This window comes from Pseudomonas sp. CMR5c (assembly GCF_003850545.1).
GTDB classification, from domain to species: domain Bacteria; phylum Pseudomonadota; class Gammaproteobacteria; order Pseudomonadales; family Pseudomonadaceae; genus Aquipseudomonas; species Aquipseudomonas piscis.
In genome coordinates, this window is the sequence record NZ_CP027705.1 from 5,249,778 (window position 1) to 5,271,202 (window position 21,425).

At 63.8% G+C, this 21,425-nt stretch carries 20 protein-coding genes and 2 pseudogenes; 14 read left to right on the plus strand and 8 right to left on the minus strand.

Annotated elements, in window-relative coordinates; all coding sequences use genetic code 11:
- Positions 1 to 9: 9 nt before the first annotated feature.
- Complete coding sequence (locus tag C4K40_RS24060) at positions 10 to 516, minus strand: hypothetical protein (RefSeq protein WP_124421359.1); 507 nt, start codon at positions 514 to 516, stop codon at positions 10 to 12.
- Between the two features lie 215 nt (positions 517 to 731).
- Positions 732 to 1,628 (minus strand): LysR family transcriptional regulator, encoded by an 897-nt coding sequence (locus C4K40_RS24065; protein ID WP_053131488.1) that lies wholly within the window; start codon positions 1,626 to 1,628, stop codon positions 732 to 734.
- A 112-nt stretch (positions 1,629 to 1,740) separates the two neighbouring features.
- Between C4K40_RS24065 and C4K40_RS24070 the strand changes: the two genes are divergently transcribed.
- Genes C4K40_RS24070 through C4K40_RS24085 form a run of 4 tightly spaced genes read left to right on the plus strand, consistent with a single transcriptional unit; the run spans position 1,741 to position 6,630 of the window.
- Complete coding sequence (locus C4K40_RS24070) at positions 1,741 to 3,207, plus strand: efflux transporter outer membrane subunit (protein ID WP_053131491.1); 1,467 nt, start codon at positions 1,741 to 1,743, stop codon at positions 3,205 to 3,207.
- Positions 3,200 to 4,378: an HlyD family efflux transporter periplasmic adaptor subunit gene (locus C4K40_RS24075; RefSeq protein ID WP_053131494.1), complete on the plus strand. Its 1,179-nt coding sequence runs from the start codon at positions 3,200 to 3,202 to the stop codon at positions 4,376 to 4,378. The genes C4K40_RS24070 and C4K40_RS24075 overlap by 8 nt, the downstream gene beginning before the upstream one ends.
- Positions 4,375 to 5,901 (plus strand): DHA2 family efflux MFS transporter permease subunit, encoded by a 1,527-nt coding sequence (locus tag C4K40_RS24080; protein WP_053131497.1) that lies wholly within the window; start codon positions 4,375 to 4,377, stop codon positions 5,899 to 5,901. The genes C4K40_RS24075 and C4K40_RS24080 overlap by 4 nt, the downstream gene beginning before the upstream one ends.
- 30 nt (positions 5,902 to 5,931) lie before the next feature.
- Complete coding sequence (locus tag C4K40_RS24085; RefSeq protein WP_124421360.1) at positions 5,932 to 6,630, plus strand: siderophore-interacting protein; 699 nt, start codon at positions 5,932 to 5,934, stop codon at positions 6,628 to 6,630.
- Between the two features lie 71 nt (positions 6,631 to 6,701).
- Here the strand turns inward: C4K40_RS24085 and proP are convergent, their stop codons facing one another.
- Positions 6,702 to 8,204 carry a glycine betaine/L-proline transporter ProP gene (proP, locus tag C4K40_RS24090; RefSeq protein ID WP_022640485.1) on the minus strand — a complete coding sequence of 501 codons (1,503 nt, stop codon included), beginning with the start codon at positions 8,202 to 8,204 and terminating at the stop codon, positions 6,702 to 6,704.
- 381 nt (positions 8,205 to 8,585) lie between these two features.
- Between proP and C4K40_RS24095 the strand changes: the two genes are divergently transcribed.
- Positions 8,586 to 9,620, plus strand: a complete 1,035-nt coding sequence (locus C4K40_RS24095) for a hypothetical protein (protein WP_053131503.1) — start codon at positions 8,586 to 8,588, stop codon at positions 9,618 to 9,620.
- Positions 9,621 to 9,644: 24 nt separating this feature from the next.
- Here the strand turns inward: C4K40_RS24095 and C4K40_RS32030 are convergent, their stop codons facing one another.
- From C4K40_RS32030 to C4K40_RS24110, 3 genes are all read right to left on the minus strand, one after another.
- A complete protein-coding gene (locus C4K40_RS32030) occupies positions 9,645 to 10,406 on the minus strand; it encodes a hypothetical protein (protein WP_053131505.1) in 762 nt (253 codons plus the stop codon).
- Positions 10,407 to 10,458: 52 nt separating this feature from the next.
- Complete coding sequence (locus tag C4K40_RS24105; RefSeq protein WP_022640488.1) at positions 10,459 to 11,172, minus strand: DKNYY domain-containing protein; 714 nt, start codon at positions 11,170 to 11,172, stop codon at positions 10,459 to 10,461.
- A gap of 117 nt (positions 11,173 to 11,289) precedes the next feature.
- Entirely contained in the window at positions 11,290 to 11,868 is a 579-nt protein-coding gene (locus C4K40_RS24110; protein WP_201770009.1) for a MarR family winged helix-turn-helix transcriptional regulator, read from the minus strand.
- A 147-nt stretch (positions 11,869 to 12,015) separates the two neighbouring features.
- Here C4K40_RS24110 and C4K40_RS24115 point away from each other — a divergent pair, with 147 nt between their 5' ends.
- Genes C4K40_RS24115 through hpaI form a run of 4 tightly spaced genes read left to right on the plus strand, consistent with a single transcriptional unit; the run spans position 12,016 to position 14,784 of the window.
- On the plus strand, positions 12,016 to 12,474 hold the full coding sequence (locus tag C4K40_RS24115) for a VOC family protein (RefSeq protein WP_053131508.1): 459 nt from the start codon (positions 12,016 to 12,018) through the stop codon (positions 12,472 to 12,474).
- 19 nt (positions 12,475 to 12,493) lie between these two features.
- Positions 12,494 to 13,198 (plus strand): flavin reductase family protein, encoded by a 705-nt coding sequence (locus C4K40_RS24120; protein ID WP_053131510.1) that lies wholly within the window; start codon positions 12,494 to 12,496, stop codon positions 13,196 to 13,198.
- Complete coding sequence (gene hpaH, locus C4K40_RS24125) at positions 13,192 to 13,995, plus strand: 2-oxo-hept-4-ene-1,7-dioate hydratase (RefSeq protein ID WP_053131513.1); 804 nt, start codon at positions 13,192 to 13,194, stop codon at positions 13,993 to 13,995. The genes C4K40_RS24120 and hpaH overlap by 7 nt, the downstream gene beginning before the upstream one ends.
- A gap of 24 nt (positions 13,996 to 14,019) precedes the next feature.
- Positions 14,020 to 14,784 carry a 4-hydroxy-2-oxoheptanedioate aldolase gene (gene hpaI, locus C4K40_RS24130; protein WP_053131516.1) on the plus strand — a complete coding sequence of 255 codons (765 nt, stop codon included), beginning with the start codon at positions 14,020 to 14,022 and terminating at the stop codon, positions 14,782 to 14,784.
- A gap of 214 nt (positions 14,785 to 14,998) precedes the next feature.
- On the opposite strand, the gene C4K40_RS24135 is transcribed toward hpaI, so the two are convergent.
- On the minus strand, positions 14,999 to 16,042 hold the full coding sequence (locus C4K40_RS24135; protein ID WP_053131519.1) for a hypothetical protein: 1,044 nt from the start codon (positions 16,040 to 16,042) through the stop codon (positions 14,999 to 15,001).
- A 373-nt stretch (positions 16,043 to 16,415) separates the two neighbouring features.
- Between C4K40_RS24135 and C4K40_RS24140 the strand changes: the two genes are divergently transcribed.
- The 4 genes and pseudogenes from C4K40_RS24140 to C4K40_RS32040 all read left to right on the plus strand — a co-directional run bounded on the left by C4K40_RS24140 (position 16,416) and on the right by C4K40_RS32040 (position 20,539).
- The gene (locus C4K40_RS24140; RefSeq protein WP_053131522.1) at positions 16,416 to 16,922 is read left to right on the plus strand and encodes a sigma-70 family RNA polymerase sigma factor; all 507 of its coding nucleotides are present in this window, start codon (positions 16,416 to 16,418) and stop codon (positions 16,920 to 16,922) included.
- Positions 16,919 to 17,875: a FecR domain-containing protein gene (locus C4K40_RS24145; RefSeq protein WP_022640497.1), complete on the plus strand. Its 957-nt coding sequence runs from the start codon at positions 16,919 to 16,921 to the stop codon at positions 17,873 to 17,875. The genes C4K40_RS24140 and C4K40_RS24145 overlap by 4 nt, the downstream gene beginning before the upstream one ends.
- 154 nt (positions 17,876 to 18,029) lie before the next feature.
- Positions 18,030 to 18,761, plus strand: a pseudogene (locus C4K40_RS32035) (TonB-dependent receptor plug domain-containing protein); the annotation flags it as partial.
- A 305-nt stretch (positions 18,762 to 19,066) separates the two neighbouring features.
- Complete coding sequence (locus C4K40_RS32040) at positions 19,067 to 20,539, plus strand: TonB-dependent siderophore receptor (protein ID WP_372238140.1); 1,473 nt, start codon at positions 19,067 to 19,069, stop codon at positions 20,537 to 20,539.
- A 96-nt stretch (positions 20,540 to 20,635) separates the two neighbouring features.
- On the opposite strand, the gene C4K40_RS24155 is transcribed toward C4K40_RS32040, so the two are convergent.
- Positions 20,636 to 20,983 (minus strand): hypothetical protein, encoded by a 348-nt coding sequence (locus C4K40_RS24155; RefSeq protein ID WP_256223949.1) that lies wholly within the window; start codon positions 20,981 to 20,983, stop codon positions 20,636 to 20,638.
- Between the two features lie 127 nt (positions 20,984 to 21,110).
- Between C4K40_RS24155 and C4K40_RS32045 the strand changes: the two are divergent.
- A pseudogene (locus C4K40_RS32045) lies at positions 21,111 to 21,335 on the plus strand (sigma factor); the annotation flags it as partial.
- Positions 21,336 to 21,425: the final 90 nt, after the last annotated feature.

Genomic DNA, 21,425 nt, shown 5'->3' on the forward strand with positions numbered 1-21,425 from the left:
CCTGGCAGGTCATTGGCCATTGCTGGCCACCACTGGCACACAGTGCTGCTGGTTGTCCCAACGCAGTCGCGCGATCGAGCGCGGATCGTCCAGCTCGCGGCACTCCAGAAGCTCCAGCAAGCTCGAACACCAGGCAAGCTCATGGGCGATTTCCTGCTCCAGAGGTTCATCCAGCACATCGATGGCCTCGAGCACCTTGCCGACGGCCCAGCGAGCCTTGTCAGGTTCGCCCGCAAGCAGGTACTCGATGCAGTAGCAAGTACCGATCACCGCGCACTGAGCCTGGTCGGCCAACTCGTCGCTGAAGTCCTGGGTATCCGGGATCGCCTCGTACAACCGCTGGTGCAGCGCCTGCAACGGCAAGCCGTGCCAGCGACCGACCTGCTGGAACAGCAGCTCCAGGACCTCGGCATTGACGTCCGTGCCCGAACGGTACTTCTCGGAAAAAGCCCGGTAGACCGGCACCAGCCGCTCCGCAGCCAGCAGACAGAACAACCCGGCTTGCGCCCTGGGCATGCCCTGCAGCCTTCCATGGTCGAACATCATTGCAGCCACTCTCCCGCTCAAGCTTCCAATTCCAGGCGCCCCGCGATCAGCGGCAGGGGCGCGCCATGGTAGACAACCCAGCGCCCTTCCCGAAACCCTGACGGAATCTCTTGGCGACTTGCACGGGGGCCATATCGGCCCTCTGCCGAAGCGCCAGGACCAACCAGCGGCAAGCCCCGCCCCGTTCAACTGCTGGAACACTCCTGCACTTGCTGGCGCAACCAGCGATGCACCTGGTCGTTGTTCACCCGTGGGTGCCAGGCCTGGGAGAACTCGCCGCTGGGGGTCACCACCGGCAGGGTGAAGATGCTCAGCGGCAGCAGCGGCAAGGACCATTCGACGAAACGCCGGGGAATCACCGCCACCAGCTCCGAGGTGCTGGCCAACTGCATGGCCGCCTGGAAGCCGGGCACCACCAGCGGTACCTTGCGTTGCAGGCCGATCTTCTCCAGCTCCAGGTCCAGCGGCCCGCGGGTGCGCCCCCGACGCGAGACCGACAGGTGCGGATAGGACACCAGGTCCTGGGCACTGACATGGGCCAGGCGAGCCAGCGGATGCTGGTTGTTGACCACCCCGACGAAGCTGTCGATGTACAAGCGCTGCTTGTACACCTCGGGGCCCAGCGGCCCGGCGATCCCAATGTCCAGATCGCTCAAGCCATCGCGCAGGGCAGCGACATCCTCGTTGCCCTGGGACATGAAGCGCAGGGTGACATGGGGCGCCTGCTCGGCGACCCGCTGGCTCAGGCGCAAGGCCCAGGCACCGGTGAAACCGTCCTCGGCGCGCAGGGTGAACACCCGCTTGATGGTGCCCAGGTTGAGCTGCTGCTTGTTGCCCAGGACATTGCGCGCGTCTTCCAGCAGGTCATGGACCTGGGGCGCCAGCTCCAGGGCCAGTGGCGTGGGCACCAGGCGCCGCCCCGCCAGGACGAACAGCGGATCGCCCATGGTCTCGCGCAGGTTGGCCAAGCGCCGGCTCATGGCCGGGATGCTCAGGCTCATGCGTTCGGCGGCACCGGTGACGCTGCCTTCGCGCAGCATCGCGTCGAAGGTCAAGAGCAGATTGAGGTCGGGGAAGTTCATCGTGGCGTCTCGTTTGCATTTGGCGCAAATCTAAACTCCGTTATTTGCAATTTTCAATACACCTGGGCCTCTCTAGCATCCCGTCACAACCTAATCGTTCAAGGACGTTGTGATGGCTCCTTATCGTTTGCTCCAGTCTGCAACCCTGCTGGGCCTGCTACTGACGCTGCCGGCCTGCATCAGCCCCGGGCACACGCCCGAACCGCCCAAGCTGCTGTCCGCCGACGCTCTCGCGGCCGGCCAGGACCTCACCCAGGCCACCACCCGGAGACCGGCCAGCGACCACGACCTGTGGTGGCGAACCTTCCAGGACCCGGACCTGGATCGCCTGCTCGACGCGGCCCTGGATAATTCGCCCAGTCTGGCGATCGCCAGTGCGCGCATCAGCCGGGCCGAGGCCGAGGCCAACGTCGCCCAGGCCAATACCCGGCCCGGCCTGTCGGCCATGACCCAGATCCTGCGCAGTCAGGATTCCGAGCACTACAAGACCAGTGCCAGCGAATCCGGCACCTGGCATAGCGACGGCCAGGCATTGCTGCAAGGTCGCTACAACCTCGACCTCTGGGGCCTGAACCGCGCGTTGAACGAAGCGGCAGTGGGTAGCCTGCGGGCCGCCGAGGCCGACCGCGCGGTAGCGCGCCTGGCCCTGAGCGGCAGCCTGGTGGAAACCTGGTTCGCCCTGGCCGGCGTGCTGGAGCAGCAGACCGTGGTCGACCAGGCCCTGGAGCAGCGGCGCAGCATCTACCGCATCAGCGAACAACGCTTGCAGTCCGGATTGGGCACCCAGGTCGACGTGGTCCGTGCCCGCGGCCCCATCCCTTTGCTCGAGGCCGAGCAGGCCCGGCTGCAGGGTGCTACCCGCGTTTATCAACTGCGCCTGGCGGCCCTGGCCGGCAAGGGACCGGGCTGGGGCGAACAATGGCGGCCTCGCGGCACGGACCTGCGACGCAGCGTGGTATTGCCCGGGCAGTTGCCAGCCGACCTGGTGGGCAACCGCCCGGACGTCATCGCCCAGCGCTGGCGCGTCGAAGCCCAGGCCCAGCGCATTGGCGCGGCACGCGCGGCGTTCTACCCGAACATCGACCTGCTGGCCTTCGCCGGATTCCAGAGTTTCAGCTTCCAGAACTTGTTCCACCACGACAGCCGCACCTACGGCGTCGGCCCGGCGCTGACCCTGCCGATCTTCGATGCCGGCCGCCTGCGCGGCCAGTACCAGGCCCAACAGGCCGGCTATGCCGAGGCCGTGGCGAACTACAACCAGGTGCTGGTGGATGCCCTGGCCGACGTCGCCCGCTATCTCTCGCAACTGCGGGCCCTGGAGGGCCAGCGGGTGAAGACCGTGCAGGGCCTGGACGAAGCCGAACGGGCCTATGACCTGGAATACCTGCGCTACCGCCAGAGCCTCACCGACTTCCTGCATGTGCTCGATGCCCAGACCCGGGTGCTCGATGCCCGCATGCAACTGGTCCAGCTCAAGACCGCAGCGCAACAGAACCACGCCGGCCTGTTGCGTGCCTTGGGCGGCCGGACCGAAACCGACAAGAACGTCACCCGACTTGCAGAGACTTCCCATGACTGACGCCTCCCCAACCCCGACCCCGGCCAAGTCGCGCCGTGGCCTGAACTTCCTGATCATCACCCTGGTGGCCCTGGCCCTGATCCTCGTGGCCGGTGCCTGGTGGCTGCTCTACGGCCGCCTCTACGAAAGTACCGACAACGCCTACGTGCGCGGCGACGTGATCCTGGTCTCGGCCCAGGCCCGCGGCACCGCTACTGCAGTGCACATCCAGAACACCGACACGGTGAAGGCCGGCGACGCCCTGGTGGAGATCGACCCGGTCGACTCCCGCCTGGGCCTGGATGCCGCGACCCATCAACTGGCCCTGACCGTGCGTGCGGTCAACAGCCTGTATGCCGAGGAAAACGACCTGGCAGCCCAGGTCAAGTTGCGCCAGGCCGAGGCCAGCCGCGCCAGCCAGGACCTGCAGCGGCGACGCGCGGTGATCGCCCAGGGCGGGGTCTCCGGCGAAGACCTGCACCACGCCGAGGAAGCGGCGCAGGTGGCCCAGTCCGGAGTGCGCGCCGCCGAGGCCAAGCTGGCGGCCCTGCAGGCACGGATTCAGGGGACCACGGTGGAAAATCATCCGCAGGTTAGCGCGGCGGCCGAACGGGTACGCGAGGCCTACCTGGCCCTGGCCCGGACCAAGGTTCCCGCGCCGGCCGATGGCCTGATCACCAAGCGTGCCGTGCAAGTGGGCCAGCACATCGAGCCCGGCACCGTGCTGATGGGGCTGGTGCCATTGGACAAGGTCTGGGTGGAAGCCAACTTCAAGGAGTCGCAGCTGGGGCAGATCAAGGTCGGCCAGGCGGTGGAACTGTTCGCCGACCTGTATGGCCAAAAAGTGACGTACCACGGGCGCATCCAGGGCATCGAGGCCGGCAGCGGCGCCGCCTTCGCCACCATCCCGGCGCAGAACGCCACCGGCAACTGGATCAAGGTGGTGCAACGGGTGCCGGTGCGTATCGCCCTGGACCGCGAGGAAGTGCTGCGCCACCCACTGCGCATCGGCCTGTCGATGACCGTCAAGGCGATCCTCGGTGAACCCGGGGAACAGCCCGCGCAAGCCAAGGTGCAAGACAGCACCGGGGTCTACGACAACCTCGAGCAGGGTAGCCAGGCGCTGGTCGAGCAGATCATCGCGCAGAACCTGCAAGCGTCGAAACTCAGCCTGTCGAGGAACGAACGATGATCGCCAAGCGTCCCATCGAACCACTGAGCGGCGGCACGCTGTTCCTGGGCGCGCTGGCGATCGGCATGGCCAACTTCATGATGGTGCTCGACACCACCATCGCCAACGTCGCGGTGCCGACCATCTCCGGCAACCTCGGCGTGGCCCCCGACCAGGGCACCTGGGTGCTGACTTCGTTCAGCATTTCCCTGGCCATCGGCCTGCCCTTGACCGGCTGGCTGGTACAGCGCTTCGGCCAGGTCAAGCTGTTCATGACCGCGGTCGCCCTGTTCGTGCTGGCCTCGGTGTGCTGCGGCCTGGCGCCGAACCTTGGTTCGCTGCTGCTGTTCCGGATCTTCCAGGGAGCGGTGTGCGGCCCCCTGGCCCCGTTGTCCCAGGCCCTGCTGGTGGCGATCTTCCCGCCTGAACGACGCACCTCGGCGCTGGTGGTGTGGTCGATGACCACCTTCCTCGGGCCGGTGTGCGGCCCGATCCTGGGTGGCTATCTGACCGACAACATCAGTTGGCCGTGGATCTTCTACATCAACGTGCCGGTCGGGGCATTCATCCTGCTGACCCTCGGCCAGGTCCTGCATGGCCGGGACAACCCGACCCGCAAGCTGCCGGTGGATGTGGTCGGCTTGCTGCTGCTGATGGTCGCGGTCGGTTCGCTGCAGATCCTCCTCGACAAGGGCCAGGACCTGGACTGGTTCGCCTCCACGCCGATCCGCGTACTCGCGGTGGTGGCGGTGCTGGGCTTTGCGTCATTGATCAGTTGGGAACTGACCGAGCAGCATCCGATACTCGACCTGCGCCTGTTCAAGGAGCGCAACTACGCCATCGGCACCCTGTGCGTGACCCTGGGCTTTTCCCTGTACTTCGCCTCGCTGGTGCTGGTGCCGCTGTGGCTGCAGACGGAGATGGGCTACACCGCGACCTGGGCCGGGATCGCCACCGCGCCGCTGGGGATCGCCGGGGTGGTGCTGGCGCCCTTCATCGGGCGGCTGATGCAGCACCTGGATGCGCGGATGCTGGCGAGCATGGCCTTCATCTGCTGGATCGGCGCCTCGTTGTGGCGCATGGGCTTCGAGACCGGCCTGGACATCCAGTTCATCGGTTGGAACTCGGTGCTGATGGGCGCCGGCACGGCCTTCCTGTTCACCCCGCTGGTGGCCATTTCGCTGTCGCGCCTGCCACCGGAAAAGATTCCCGCGGCCCTTGGCTTGCAGAACGCCCTGCGCATGACCGGCGCCAGCTTCGCCGTGTCCCTCGGCCCGGCGTTCTGGGATCACCGGGCCCGCGGCCACCAGGTCGACCTGGCCGAACGCATGAGCCCTTTCGATCACTGGAGCGGCCAGGCCCGGGCCAACCTCGACAGCCTCGGCCTATCACCCGAGGGCGCCCTGGAATGGCTGGGCCGGGCCATCGATCGGCAGGCCCACATGTTGGCGCTCAACGACTTCTCGCTGGCCAGCGCATGGCTGTTCTTCGCCGTGCTCAGCATCGTCTGGCTGGCTCATTCACCCAAGGCGAAAGCCAAGTAGATCCGGAGTATTCATGTTCCTGCGTAAAAAATGAAGTACGACATCGAAGTCACCGCCATCCATGACCTCACCCCCCTGGTACGGCGCGTCACCTTCAGGGGCGAGCTGTTCGGTGGCGACCTGGAGTGCCAGCCGGCCCAATGGCTGAAGCTGTTCCTGCCCAATGGCGGCAACCCCGCCAGCCGTGCCTACAGCATCCGCCGGCATGATCGGCAAGCGTCCAGCGTCGATATCGATTTCGTCCGCCATGGCCATGGCCCGGCCGGACGCTGGGCGGAACAGGCCCGGGTCGGCGACTGGATCGGCTGCTCGGCATTGCGTGGTGGTTTCCAGCCCCAGGAAGAGGCCGAATGGTTACTGCTGGCCGCCGATGAAACCGGCACCCCGGCGGTGATGAGCATCCTCGAGAGCCTGGCCCCCGGCGACCGCGCGGTGGTGGTGCTGGAAGCGGCGAACATGAACGAGCTGCAGGCCATGGACACCCTGGCCACGGTCAACTACGAATGGATGTTCCGCGACGAGCATCCGCACGCCACCAACCTGCTGCTCGAAGGCATCGACAAGCTCCAGCTGCCTTCGGGGGTCGGGCAGTTCTGGATCGCCGCCGAAGCCCAGGCGATCAACGAAGTCCGCGACTACCTCACCGACGCCTGCTCGATCCAGCGCCGCCTGGTACGCAGCAAGGGCTACTGGATGCGCGGCGTCGCCGACCACCGCGACCGCGACTGAAGCGCCCTCCTGCCACTCCCCTGGGCCACGACGTCCAGTCGTGGGCCCGGCGCCGAGCCGGGCCCCAGGTCCTAGTCGATCCGCGGATGCTGCTGCACCAGGTTCTTGCGCTTGGCCTCGAGCTCGGCGATCTGCGCATCGATGTCTTCGATCTTCTGCTCGATGTTGTCGTGGTGCTCTTGCAGCAACTCCCGAGCCTCCTCGATATCGGCCGCCGCCGGAGCCGCACCACGCAATGGCTTGTTGGCCGTCTCGCGCATAGAAATACCGGTGATCAAGCCGATCACCGCGATCACCATCAAGTAGTAGGCGGGCATGTACAGGTTCTGGGTGGTTTCCACCAGCCAGGCGGCGATCGTCGGGGTCAGGCCGGCGATCAGCACCGAGATGTTGAAGGCGCTGGCCAGGGCGCTGTAGCGGATGCGCGTGGGGAACATCGCCGGCAACGTGGAGGCCATCACGCCGATGAAGAAGTTGAGCAAAACGGCCAGGATCAGCAGGCCGGCGAAGATCACCCCCAGCACCCCGCTGTTGATCAGCATGAAGGCCGGGATGGCCAGCACGAACAGGCCGACGCTGCCGAAGATGATGAAGGGCCGGCGTCCGACCTTGTCGCTCATGAAGCCGATCAGCGGTTGCACGAACAGCATGCCGACCATGATCGCGATGATGATCAGCACCCCGTGGTCTTCGCTGTAGTGCAGGTTGTGCGACAGGTAGCTGGGCATGTAGGTCAGCAGCATGTAGTAGGTGACGTTGGTCGCCACCACCACGCCGACACAGGTCACCAGGCTGCGCCAGTGCTGGGTCGCCACTTCCTTGAACGACACCGCCGGGCCCGAGGCCAGGCCTTCGCGGTCACCTTGCTCGAGCTTCTCGACATGCTGCTGGAAGGCCGGGGTCTCCTCCAGGGCATGGCGCAGGTAGAGACCGATGAGACCCAGTGGCAAGGCCAGGAAGAACGGCAGGCGCCAGCCCCATTCGAGGAACTTCTCTTCACCCAGGATGGTGGAGATCAGCACCACCAGGCCCGCGCCGAGGACGAAGCCGGCGATCGAGCCGAAGTCCAGCCAGCTGCCGAGGAACCCGCGCTTGCGGTCCGGGGCGTATTCGGCGACGAAGATCGAGGCGCCGGTGTACTCCCCGCCCACGGAAAAGCCCTGGGCCATCTTGGCCAGCAACAACAGGATCGGCGCCCAGATGCCGATCGAGGCATAGGACGGGATCAGGCCGATGGCGAAGGTGCTCAGGGACATGATCACGATGGTCGCCGCCAGGACCTTCTGCCGTCCGTAGCGGTCGCCCAGGACCCCGAAGAACAACCCGCCCAGGGGCCGGATCAGGAATGGCACGGAGAAGGTCGCCAGGGCGGCGATCATCTGCACGCTGGGGCTGGCATTGGGGAAGAACACCTTGCCCAGCGCATAGGCGACGAAACCATAGACACCAAAGTCGAACCACTCCATGGCATTGCCCAGCGCGGCGGCGGTGATCGCCTTGCGCATCTTGGCGTCGTCGACGATGGTGATGTCCTTCAAGCCGATCGGCTTGACCCTTTTCTTGCGCGACTTCATAGCAGTTTCCCTATGGCTGGACTGTGCTCATGCATACCTTTGCCCCGGGCCCGAATGGTGGCAGGTACGAGCTGACAGCGAGATGACCAGTGTTCTACCGGCCGGGGCTCCATGCCATCAGATAGCCAGGAATCCGAAAAAATTCACTGTCCATGGCAATTGGCGATTTGTTTGTCCCGTGGTGCCTGCTGGCAGGCCGTACGACAAGGGCGCCTTGCGCTTTCCATCCCTAGGGCTTTAGTGCTATTGAAAACGCCGATCAGGCTGTTCGACAGTGATCCAGTCGACGGCAGGTTGGAACTCACGGTGCTGCCCATCCACTAACTTCGGTCGCCGCAACTCCAGTACCCAGACATGGCCTAGTGCCGATAAGGACATCCAATGAAAACTCTAAAAAGCCTGCGTTCCTTGGCGATCCTGGCCCCCGCCAGCTTGTTGGCCGCCTGCGCATCGATTGGCGGCCCTGCCAGCCCGCCGCAACAGAACCCCACCAACCAGCTGCTGGACATGCTCGACCAGGCCACCCGCGAAGGCATGTCCGTGGTGCTGGTGCCGACGCTGATGCCCAACAAGAGCGTGACCGATCTTTCCAGCTATTCGCACCGGGTCATCTTCAAGAACAAGGACATGCCCGGCATCGCCTACATGCAGGCCTTCGCCAACAACGACCTGGAGAAGATCAAGGACGCCGTCTACCTGTGGGACTTCCTCGAGGTCAACATCATCCCGCCGGGGACCTACCTGTTGTCCGGCGGGATCGACTACAAGATCGACAGCACCCTGGCCGACATCAAGGCGCCCAAGGGCCAGCCGGGGGCCACGCCCTTGGGCGCGGTGAACCTGTCCGCCGTGCTGTATCGCCGGTTCGTCAAGGAAGAGTATTGGCGTGATGCCTCCTATGCCGACAGGACCTACTCCCAGAACGTCTGCAGCGCCGTGCACATGGCGTCCGGCCAATGCGTGAGCTGGTCACAACAGAACTACACCCAGCGCGAGCAGGTCTCCCAGGGCGGTTGGACCGAAGGCACGAAGATTCAGGACGTCCAGTCCATCAAACTGCAAGCGCAGATACCCGACGCCTATGCCCCGCTGGCCTTCACCATCAAGCCGGGCCAGATCCTGCTCAGTGACCGCTTCCACCTGAAGACTCCGGGCGTGCACTACGACCCGAAAACCTGCAAGGCCGTGGACACGCAAAACATCAAGTGCGCCCTGCGGGACATCCAGGTCTACATGCGACCCGCGCCCATGGAGTTTACGCAGAAGTTCATCGATCACGAGCAACCGAAACTCTCCGAGACAGGCCGCCAGGTGCTGGCGCGCATCCAGCCGATGAAGACCCAGGTACTGGGTGAGAAAGGCATGGAGGACCTGGTGTGGGGCCTGCCGGTCAGCCTGAAGAAACCAGGCAAGTAGACCCGTCGCCGCACCGCACCCGGCCTAGGGAACCGGCTCGCCATCGGGCCGGAACTCCACCGTTGCCCCTGCTGCCTGCAATTGCTCCTGCAGCGCCAGCAGGCGTATGCGCAAGCCGCTGCCGACCAGGATTTCGTCCTGCTGCGCCAATGCCAGGGCCTGTGCCAGGGGCACATCGAGCGCGGCGCGGCAAATCTTCACCACCTTGATCTTCTGCGGACCGATGTGGGTGACGAGCAATTGGCCGCGTTGGTAGAGGCTCTGGTCCAGCACTTGCTGCTCGGCATCCGGTTCTGCCGGCTGGTCGCACTCGCTGCGTTGCCGATGGACTTCGCGCCACAGCTCAAGGGCCAGGTCGGTTTCATTCTCGATCAAGTGCAGGGCTTGCGGACTTGCCGGGGCCAGGTCGTGCAATGCCGACAGCAACTGGGCGAAACCCTGCAGGCTGGGGGCGATCATCGTCGCCTCCCAATGACCCGCTCCATGCCTGGCAAAGTACACGGGAAAGCCCGCGGCCTGCTCATGGATATCGATGAAGAACGGATCGTCGAAGTAGTTCCTGGCGATCACGTACCAGCCCGGCTGCCAGGCGCCGCAGGTAGAGGCGACAAGGCTTTCGCCGGTCAGGCCATGGGAGCGATAGCCGATCTGGAAGCGCGCCCACTCGCCTAGCGTCGGATAGCTATCCGGCAACTCGAGGTCGCCGGTGACGATGGCTGCGGCAATGAACTCTGCGACCTCGCCCGGCATGGGGTCAGGGAGGTGGTCCTGGTCGGTGCTGGACATACGGCGGATCATCCTGGCTGGTATGGGCGCAGGGCCTGGAGTGCAGGCGCCATCATCTGGACAGTTGCCTGGCCTGGGTTTCATCGAAGCCCTCGGGCGCCAAGTCCTTCATCACAAGATTCATGTGGAAGACCCGATGCTGGTCTTTCGACCAGGCGCCATGAACATGCCGCCAGGTCGCAAAGTCGGCCCGCGCCAGTTTTCTCTCGGCGAAATAGAGGTTCTTGCCATCACCCGAAAACTCCTCGGTGAGGATTCGCCATTGTGCGGCGAGCACGCCCTTGAGCGGCTTGCCATCGTAGTAGACGGCCTCGCCATCACAGGCATACAGGTCGTTCTCGGCAATGACCCGCAAGTCCATGCAGCGTGGGTTGCCGCTCATCTTCCGGCCGTAGTACCAGGCGCTGTGGTCGTCGGCGCCGTAACTGCCGCCCACATGGCGAAAGCTGCCGGGATCGACGTCCCGCAGGGCCTTGAACGAGGTTTCATATTCGAAGTAGACATGCTGCCGGTCCAGCCAATACAGGCCGACTCGGCGAAAGCTGTCGCGGTCTATTTTCGGCAAACGGCTCCAGGCGTGGTAAATGCAGGAAGCATCCCGGCCCAGCAAATACTGCTCTTCGCAGAACTCGAATGTCTGCGGATCAGCGGCCGCCAGCTTGCGCCCTTGATGCCAGACCTTGCCCTCGCGAATGGCCCAGTATTGGATCCCGTAGGCACCGACGAACTTATGCTCGGGGAGTGCGGCCAGCTTTTTCCATGTCATCGAAGCGATCCCTGGTGCGAAATGAGGGCGAGGCTACGCCATCTGGCCTTGGGGTTGCCAGCGCTAGACAGGCGCAGGCGACAGCGGATGGCCTTGCAGCCCTGCGGGCGACTGATCTCAATCCGCTTTCAACTGCACCCAGAGCTTGCCAAGAACCTTTTGCAGCAGCGCGCATTCGTCCTGGTCCAGGCTGCTGGTCAGGGATTCGCACATCCCCCAGAACACCGGCAAGGACCGCTCCAGCAACTCGCGCCCCTGCTCGGTCAACTCCAGGGCGAAGCTGCGCCGGTCCTCGGTACTCAGGCGGCGCCTGAGCAGGTCGCGCTTCTCCAGCCAATCCAGCAGGCCAGTCACCGTCGAACGGGTCACGCCAAAGTAATCCGCGATGTAGGACGGCGTGACCGCCTGGCTTTCTATCAGGCCCCGCTCGGCCAGGCCGAAGAACATCAGCAGGTCGAACTTGCTTTCCGATAACCCGAACGGCGCCAGGCTGGCATTGGCGCGTTGCTCGATGTCATCGCACAGCCAGAGCATCAGCAGGCCCAATCCGGCACGGGATCGATCGGTCGCGCCTTCGGCGGTATCGCGCATCAGGGCGAGGTGGGGACGGGTCGCGGCGGATGCGGCGAAAGATGTTCCGGAGCCTTGCTCGGGACTGGCGACAGGCTTGGATGCAGGTGGTTTTGAGCGGGACATGGGCGACATGGGTCAATGAGGAGGTTGCCAATCATACCAAGGGGAAATAGTATTTTATCCGTATAGTACGTCACACGTACTATATTTCGATATTGCTATCACGCCCCTTCCCGGGGCCAGCGCGTGCAAACCAACAAGGAAAACGCAATGTCCGTGAAAGTTGTTGAGCTTCACCACGTAGGCTTCGGCGTGAACAACGCCCAGGCCGATGCCATGCTGGACTTCTATCGCGATGTCCTTTCACTGCCCCAGGACCCGGCCCGCTGGAAGATCCCGGGTATCTACGGCTCGTGGTTCAACCTGCCCAATGGCACCCAGTTGCACATCCTCGGGTGCGATGGCGTTTCGCAATATGCCAAGCGCCCTGACCAGGACCCGGTCTCCAACCACTTCGCGCTTGCGGTGGAGGATGTGCTGGCAGCCGAGAAGGTGCTCGTGGAGCGGGGTATCGAGTACTTCACCCTCGACAATGTGGCCTCGCCCTCCTTGAAACAGCTGTTCCTGCGCGATCCGGCCGGCAACCTCATCGAGTTGCACCAGGCCAGCGAGCGGCGCCCCGGCGTCGACTCGGCCAACCAGGACAAGACCCTCACCGCCAATCGCTGAAACCGTTCAGGACATAGCCATGTATTTTGATATGAAGGCGCTGAGCCCGGAGCAGCGCAGCAACCTGGTGCACTCCACCGTGATCCCCCGCCCCATCGCCTGGGTCAGTTCCTGCGATGGATCGGGGGCGGTCAATGTCGCGCCATTTTCCTTTTTCAACGTGATGTCGGGAGACCCACCGCTGCTGTGCCTGTGCATCGGCTCGCGCTCGGGAGAACCCAAGGACACCGCGCGCAACATCATCGAGCGTGGAGAGTTCGTGGTTAACCTGGTCTCGGCCCCGATGGCCGGGCGCATGACCGTCACCTCCATCGATTTCGATGCCCAGATCAACGAGGCCCTCGAGGCCGGCCTGCAGATGCTGCCCGGCCAGCAAGTGAGCATTCCACGCATCGCCTCGAGCCCTTGCTCGATGGAGTGCCGGGTTCGCCAACTGATCGACATCGATGGCGTGCGTACCTTCATCCTCGCCGACATCGTCGGTACGCACCTGTGCGAGGAAGCGATCATCGACGTGACCCGCATGTTCATCGACCCGACGTCCATGGCCTTGATCGGCCGACTGCACAGCCCCGGCTGGTACTGCGAAGTGTCTGCGGACTTCCAGATGCCGACACCGACGCCACAGGCCTGGCAGTCCTTGAAGGCCCAGGGCCGAGAACAGGAACTGCTGGCATGGCGGGAACCATCCACCTCGCAAACAGGCGCAAAAGAACGATGCTGAATGCCCATGAAATACAGGAATGCGCCAATCGCCTGGATGCCGCCGAACGCTCGCGCGAACAGATTCGCCAGCTCTCCCTGAGCCATCCGGACATGACCATCGCCGATGCCTACGCCATCCAGCGTGCCTGGGTCGAGACGAAACTGGACCGTGGCCGGAGGATCATCGGGCACAAGATCGGCCTGACCTCCAGGGCGATGCAGATGGCCTCGCAGATCGACGAGCCCGACTACGGCGTGCTGCTCGACGACATGCTCTGGCCCGATGGCGGCGAGATTGCCCGCGAGCGCCTGATATTGCCCCGAGTCGAGGTCGAACTGGCCTTCATCCTCGATCGTCGCCTGGTGGGGCCGGAGGTGACGATGCTGGATGTGCTGGATGCGACGCGCTATGTCGTGCCGGCGCTGGAGATCATCGATGCACGTTCGGAACAGCTCGACCGCGACACCCAGCGGCCGCGCAAGGTGGTCGATACCATTTCCGACAACGCCGCCAATGCCGGGATCATCCTCGGCGGGCGCCCGGTGCGCGTCGACGACCTGGACCTGCGCTGGATCGGCGCCATGCTCCTGCGCAACGGCGTGATAGAGGAAACCGGCCTGGCGGCAGGCGTGCTGAACCATCCGGCCAACGGCGTTGCCTGGCTCTCCCGGCGCCTGGCGGTATTCGACACCGCCCTGGAGAAAGGACACATCGTGCTGTCCGGCTCCTTCACTCGCCCGGTGCGGGCGGAGGCCGGCGATACATTCCACGCCGACTTCGGTCCATTGGGCAGCGTGGGCTGCCGTTTTATCTGAGTACTGCATGTGCAGGAGATAGTCATGCATAACGAATTCAAGCAGGCCCTGGTGACGGGGGCTCCCCTGATCGGCCTGTGGCTCGGCCTGGCCAACGGGTACACCGCGGAAATGCTCGGGGGCATCGGTTATGACTGGTTGGTGATCGACAACGAACATGCTCCCAATACGCTGCAATCGACCCTCGCCCAGTTGCAGTGCCTGGCGGCGTCCCCTACCCATGCGGTGGTCCGGGCGGCCAGCGACGATGCCGTGGAGATCAAGCACTTGCTCGACCTGGGGGCCCAGACGTTACTGGTTCCCATGGTGGAAAGCGCCGAGCAGGCGGCCAGCATCGTTGCCGCCACCCGCTACCCTCCCCATGGCATCCGCGGCGTGGGAGCGGCATTGGCCCGCGCCTCGCGATGGCAGCAGATCCCCGGCTACCTGGCGACGGCCGATGAACAGATTTGCACCCTGGTGCAAGTGGAAAGCCGGGCCGGCATCCAGGCCTTGGCGGAGATTGCCAGGGTCCCGGGGGTCGATGGCGTGTTCATCGGGCCTGCCGACCTGGCCGCCTCCCTCGGTCACCTGGGCAACCCGGCACATCCCGAGGTGCAGGACGCCATCGCAGGGGCCATCCGGGAAATCCGCGCGGCCGGCAAGGCCCCCGGGATTCTCACCAGCGACGCGGCCATGGCCCGGCGCTACCTGCAGCTGGGTGCCGTGTTTGTCGCCGTGGGCTCCGATGTGGGGTTGCTGGTGAGTGGCGCCAAGGCACTCAGGGAAGCATTTGGGCAGGTGCCTTGACCCCGGGGCCGGGATACCCGGCCTGCGGGTCGATGTCCCGATGATTGCTGCGGGTGGAGATTGCCCCGGTACTCGAGACAGAACCTGGCGAAGGGAAGCGAAAGGACCTGCTGCCAGGGCCGGGGCAGATGAAAAAAACCCGGCCTTTGCACTGCGCTGGCAAGCCCTTCAAGGTCGTCTTGCGGCGGCCTTGAAGGGCCTGGGCTCGGCGCCGCTATTTGGACAACGACAACGGTACGCCCCAGATCGGGTCTTCCATGCCTTGCTTGCCCAGCGGCGTGATCTGCATGGGCTGGAGCCTGGACAGCAGTTGCCGATGCTTGTCGCTCAGGACCCGTTGCTCGATGAGATTCTGCGTAAAGCTCATGGGCGCCGGCCAGGTGTAGACGGTCAGGTTGTCCAGCGGACACTCGATCTTCTTCGGATCGATCGCCCGGCACTTGGACTGCTGGTACTTGTAGCCAGGGGTCTTGAGGTGCATGCGCGGGGCCAGCAGCAATTGCCCGCCCTGGAGGGTGAAGCTGGCCAGCGCCTTGTCGACCGGCAGGCGCGCCTGGACCTTGATCGACGGCACATCGCGGGAATCGGTCTGTTGGTAATACCCGGCCCCAGAGCCCTGCGTCGTCTGGGTATATTGCTGCTCGCCCCAGGCCACGCAGGCGCCAGACGCCACGTGCACGGTGGTACAGACCTTCTCGGTCTTGATCTCGCTGCCATAGGTGGCGTCCTTCCAGACCTCTTCCCGGTAGTACTCGCGATAGAGCTCGGCGGACAGGTAGGCGGTGCCATTGGCGCCACGACCCGAACCGGGCGGGCCGCTACGGGCGCCGATCTGGTCGAGCAAGCCGTGGATCTGGTAGTCGTCGCCACCGGTCAGCAGGTATTTGCCGGGGGGCAGGATATGCACCTCGAAGGCCTTGAACAGGTAGGTCTCGCCAGGCTTTCTCTGCAACTCGTTGGTCTGGAACTTGCGGCCGAAGGTCACCTTCGGGTCCTTCTCGTATTCCCAGATCGCTGTCGGCGTCCACTGGGTCATGGTCAGCGCATCGCTCAGCGACTTGTGCGGCATCACGTCGGCCACCAGCACCACCGCCATGTTCGCCTTCAGCGCCGCGTCCACCTGGTCCAGCAACTGCGCGTAACGCAGATCGTCCTGGGTGACGTAAGCGCCCGAACCGAGGTCGGACACGCAGCCGGAAAGGGAAAGAGAGAGAAGCAGTGCGGCGGGCAGGGTAAAACGCGGCCAGGACAGTTTCATGTATCGATCCTTGATAGGCGTTGGTATGGAACCTCGAACAGCCATGATCACTGGCTTGGGGGGCGCAGCGCAATATTTGCCAGAGTGCGCCGGATGACTTGCATATGCGAGCGCCCCCCTCGCTCCTCGCGCAAAGCTGCCCCCTGCCCCTGGACGGCAACTCGAACCTGTTGCCCAGTGGGCATTCAGCGGACCGCTTCAAGTCCAGCGCCGCCCGCAGAGGATTCCGGCCGCCTTCATGGGATCGGGCTCACATCCAGTTTTTTCTTGCGTGATGTTCAACTGATGTCCATTGCGCCTGTTTCCAAAAACCGAACGCCCTCCTACAATCGCGACTCATTCTTATCTGCACCTCATTCATGGGAAGAGGAAAGTGCCCACTGACTCCCTGTTGCAACCGCTCGATAGTCTTTACCGCAACCACCACAACTGGCTGCAGGATTGGCTGCGCCGCCGCCTCGGCGATCGCGAGCGGGCAGCCGATATTGCTCAGGACACCTTCCTGCGCCTGCTGGTACAGCGACGCCTGCCGGAGCAGGGCGAAGGCCGTCGATACCTGGCGCAGATCGCCCGCAACCTGGTCATCGATCAGTGGCGTCGCCAACGCATCAAACAGGCTTATCTGGAAAGCCTGGCCGCCATGGCCGAACCGGAAAGCCCCTCGCTGGAAACCCGCGCGATCGTGATCGAAACTCTGATGCAGATCGACGCCATGCTCGACAGCATGCCGACCAAGGTACGCAAGGCCTTCCTGCTGTCGCAGTTCGAAGGGCTAACCTATGCCCAGATCGCCGAGCGTCTGGGGGTCAGCGTCAGCTCGGTGCAGAAATACATGCTGCGGGCCATCACCGCCTGCTACCAAGTGCTGTACGCCGAATGAAAACCGCCAGCGAAGCGCCTATCCTGCCCGCCATCGTCGAGCAGGCAAGCCACTGGCTCATGCTGCAATGGAACGGTGGACTGGATGACGAACAGCTGCGACGCCTGGCTGCATGGCGTGCCGCCGACCCCGAACATGAGCGCGCCTGGCTACGCCTGGAACATCTGCAGAGCACCCTTTGCAGCGTACCAGCAGACACCGCTCGAGTTGTCCTGAGTGAGTTGCCCGATGCGCGCCGCCGACATGCGCTCAAGCTCCTCGGCGCCTTGCTGCTGGCCGGAGGCAGTGGCTATCTCGTCCAGTCGCAACTCCCCTGGCGCGAGGCCATGGCAGACCTGCGAAGCGGCACGGGCGAGCGCCTGCAGCGCACCCTGTCCGATGGCAGTAGCCTGAGCCTGAACAGCGGCAGCGCCGTGGACATCCTGTTCAGCGCCAGCGAACGGCGCATTCGACTGCTGGCTGGTGAACTGCTGCTCGACAGCGGCCATGATCCGGCCAAGCGCCCATTGATCGTGGAAACCATCGCCGGGGAAATCCAGGCGCTGGGTACACGCTTTTCCGTGTACCAGCATGATGGCGGTTGCCAGGTCGAACTATTCGAAGGCGAACTGGAATTGCGTCCCCGCCAAGCACCCGCCACACGCCTGCAAGCTGGACAGAGCCGTTGGTTCGACGCCAGCCGACTGGGCGAGATGACCCCGGCGAACCGCAACGCCATCGCCTGGCACGACAACCGGCTGATCGCCGAGCGCATGCCGCTGGGACGGTTCATCGCTGAATTGGCTCGCCATCGTCCCGGCATGCTGCGCTGCGAGCCGGCCGTCGCCAGTCTGCCGCTCACCGGGGTCTTCCCCCTGGCAGACACCGACCGCGTGCTGGCTGCATTGCAGCAGTCGCTGCCAGTGAAGATCCGCAGCCTGACACGCTATTGGGTGGTCGTCGGCCCTGCTTAGAGAGTGATGCACGCTTAACGCGCGTTATCCGGTTAGTCACCAGTCCTTCTGTGCCACAGGTTAAAAAAAAACGCTGCAGCTTGTCGGTTTTGCCAACTGGCCCGGGATACCTCTTGAACTCAACTAAGAAGCATTCTCAAGAGGATTATCCAGAATGCCGCATCTGCCCCTCACTCCCCGTTCCCGGCTGAGCCTTGCGGTTCAGCGCGTACTGTTCGCCGGTTTGCTCAGCGGTGGCCTGCTGTTTGCCATACCCAAGACGCCGGCCTGCGCCAGCGAGCAAACCCGCAGCTACGCCATTCCCGCGGGCAACCTGGATCAAGCCCTGAACCGCTTCGCGAGCGAGAACGGCATCCTGCTTTCCGTCGATGCCCAGCTCACTGCCGGCAAGCGCAGCCCAGGCCTCGACGGCAGCTATCCGGTGGCAGAGGGCCTGTCCCACCTGCTAGCCGGCACGGGTCTGCGGGCCACTAACCGCGGGGGCAACTATGCCGTGGAAGTGGCGCCGGACAACGCTGGAGCGCTGCAGCTAAAGACAACGACGGTGACCGGTGCCGGCCTCGGCGCGACGACCGAAGGCACCGGCTCGTACACCACCGGCCAGACCAACACCGCGACCAAGCTCGACCTGAGCCTGCGCGAGACGCCCCAGTCGGTCAGCGTGATGACCAAGCAGCGCATGCAAGACCAGAACCTGCGCAGCATCGGCCAGGTGCTCGAGCAGACCCCGGGCCTCAATGTGCAGAGCCCCGGCAGCGACCGCCTGTATGTGTACTCTCGTGGCCTGCCCATCGACAATTTCCAGTACGACGGCGTGCCGACCACCTCCTTCGCCTTCAGCCAGGCAATGCCCCATGCGCTGTCGGACATGGCCATCTACGACCGGATCGAGGTAGTCCGGGGAGCCACCGGCCTGATGTCCGGCGCTGGCGATCCCTCCGGCACCGTGAACATGGTACGCAAGAAGCCCACCAGCACCTTCCAGGGCCATGTCAGCGCCGGGCTCGGCTCCTGGGATCTATACCGCACCGAGGTCGATGTATCCGGCCCGCTGACCGACAACGGCGCCGTTCGCGGCCGCGCCGTGGCTGCCTACCAGCAAGGCAACAGCTTCACCGACCACCTGCAGCAGGAAAAGACCATCCTCTACGGCGTGACCGAGATGGACCTGTCCCCGACACCCTGTTCACCCTGGGCGTCGAGTACCTCAACAATGACCAACGCGGTTTTTCCACCACCGGCCTGCCCGTGGTCGGCAGCATCAGTCGCCATGGTTTCCAGTACAACATGCCGCGCTCATACAACGGCGCCAGCCGCGACAGCAGCAACCGCCAGGAGTCGGTCAACACCTTCGCCTCGCTCGAGCAGAAGCTTGCCAGTGACTGGACCCTCAAGGTGGCCGCCAACTACCTGTACGGCACACGTGACTACGACTCGATCATCGTCGGCACCACCACCGGCTTCCTCAATCCTGCAACCGGCAGCGGCCTGAACTACACCGCCACCAAGGGCGACAACACCCAGAAGCAGCGCGGTGTGGACATAGCCCTGAGCGGCCCGTTCGAGCTGCTTGGCCGCGAGCATGAGTTGGTGATGGGCTTCAACTACCAGACCTACGAAAACCGCCGCAACGGTTTCGGCAACCTGCTGGCCAACGGCAAGAGCGACAACGGCGTCAGTAGCAAGCCGGTGAACGTCTGGAGCTGGGACAACCACGCTCCAAGCGCGTCGTACAACTTCACCCGCGAAGACGACAACATCGACCAGCGACAGACCGGGGCCTACCTGGCCACCCGCCTGAAGCCCACCGACGACCTCTCGGTGATCCTCGGCGCTCGTGTCAGCGACTACAAGTACAGCGCGATGCTGCACTACAACACCTACGACATGGTGAAGTGGAATACCGACGATTCGGTCAAGGTCTCCGGTGAAGTGACGCCCTATGCCGGCGTGGTCTATGACCTGAACGACGTGCACTCGGTGTATGCCAGTTACACCAGCATCTTCAAACCCCAGCCCTACCGCACCCGGCAAGGCAAGCTGCTGGACCCACGCGAGGGCGACAACTACGAGATCGGCCTGAAAAGCGAATATTTCGGCGGACGCCTGAACACCGCCATCGCCTTGTTCGAGATCGAGTTGGACAACGACGCGGTCGGCGACGGCACGATCGAAGGCAGCGGCGGCACCGTGACGGCCTACAAGGCGGAAAAGACCAAGACCAAGGGCATCGACATGGAGATCAGCGGTGAACTGAGCCCAGGCTGGAACCTGCTGGCCAGCTACACCTACTCGCAGGTCAAGGACAAGAACGGCGAGCGGGCCAAGACCACCATCCCCACCGACATGTTCAAGCTGTGGAGCACCTACCAGCTGCCAGGCGCACTGGACAAGCTGACCATCGGCGGCGGAGTCAATTGGCAGAGCGGCATGCACTTCACCGCGGACAACTGGCAGCTCAACAGTCCGGTCAAGGTCAAGCAGGATGACTATGCCGTCGCCAGCGTCATGGCCCGCTACCAGTTCACCCCGAAACTGTCGGCCACCGCCACTGTCGACAACCTGTTCGACAAGAAGTACTACAGCGCGCTGGATGAGAACTTCCGCAGCGCTTCGTACGGCAATCCTCGCAATTTCCTGCTTACCACCCAGTACGAGTTCTGATCCTGCAGCCGGTGGCTCCCACGTCAGGATGTGGGAACCACCAGTCGCGAGGCCCATGAAAGAGCTGCGTAGCACACCGACAAGCCCGGCCGCAGATCACCCCATACAGATGCCCCTGGCACAATCGGCCAGATGATCGGCCGCCTGATAGATCTTGCTTTGCATATCCTGATCGTACATATCGGCGTTGCTGGTCATCGAGCCCCACATATCGAGGAAGATCCCCGCCAGGTTCTTGGGAATGCTGCCCTGCCCCTCCAGCCCGATCTCGATCTGCTCCAGCAAGTCCATCAGCACCTCGAGCGAATCCCCATCGAGGCCGCGTTTTTCACGCAGTTGCAGGTCAAAATCCAGCCACTTCTCGATGAATGTCGAGATCAACTGATCAGTCATTGATGATGTATTCCGCCAGTGCAAAAGATGTTTGCGGTACAGGGCAGCCATGCTGTGCCCCCAAACCGATAGAGGGGGCCACTCTACAGCCTCGTCACTGGTTTATCTTGCCGCTCGCACAAACCGTCTCCATTGCCCGGCAGGCTTTGGGCACTGGCCATGCCACCGCCTGGTCTGCATGACGCCGACGGAGCGCAGGATATCGGGTCCATCGCCTAGGCGGGATTGGGAAAATGTCGTCTGGCTGGAGCTATCAGCACTGCTCGATTCAAGCCTCCAGCACACTCAACACTTTGACCGCCTCTACAGTGAAAACCATCACTGGTTGCAAGGCTGGCTATGGCGCCGATTGGGCTGCCATGCCAATGCCGAAGACCTGACTCAAGACACCTTCCTGAGACCCTTGAAATCCATCCAACTGGCGAGCATTGAGGAGCCCAGCGCGTTTCTGTGCTTGATCGCCTGTGCTCGTTTTCGCGGCGTACTGAACTTC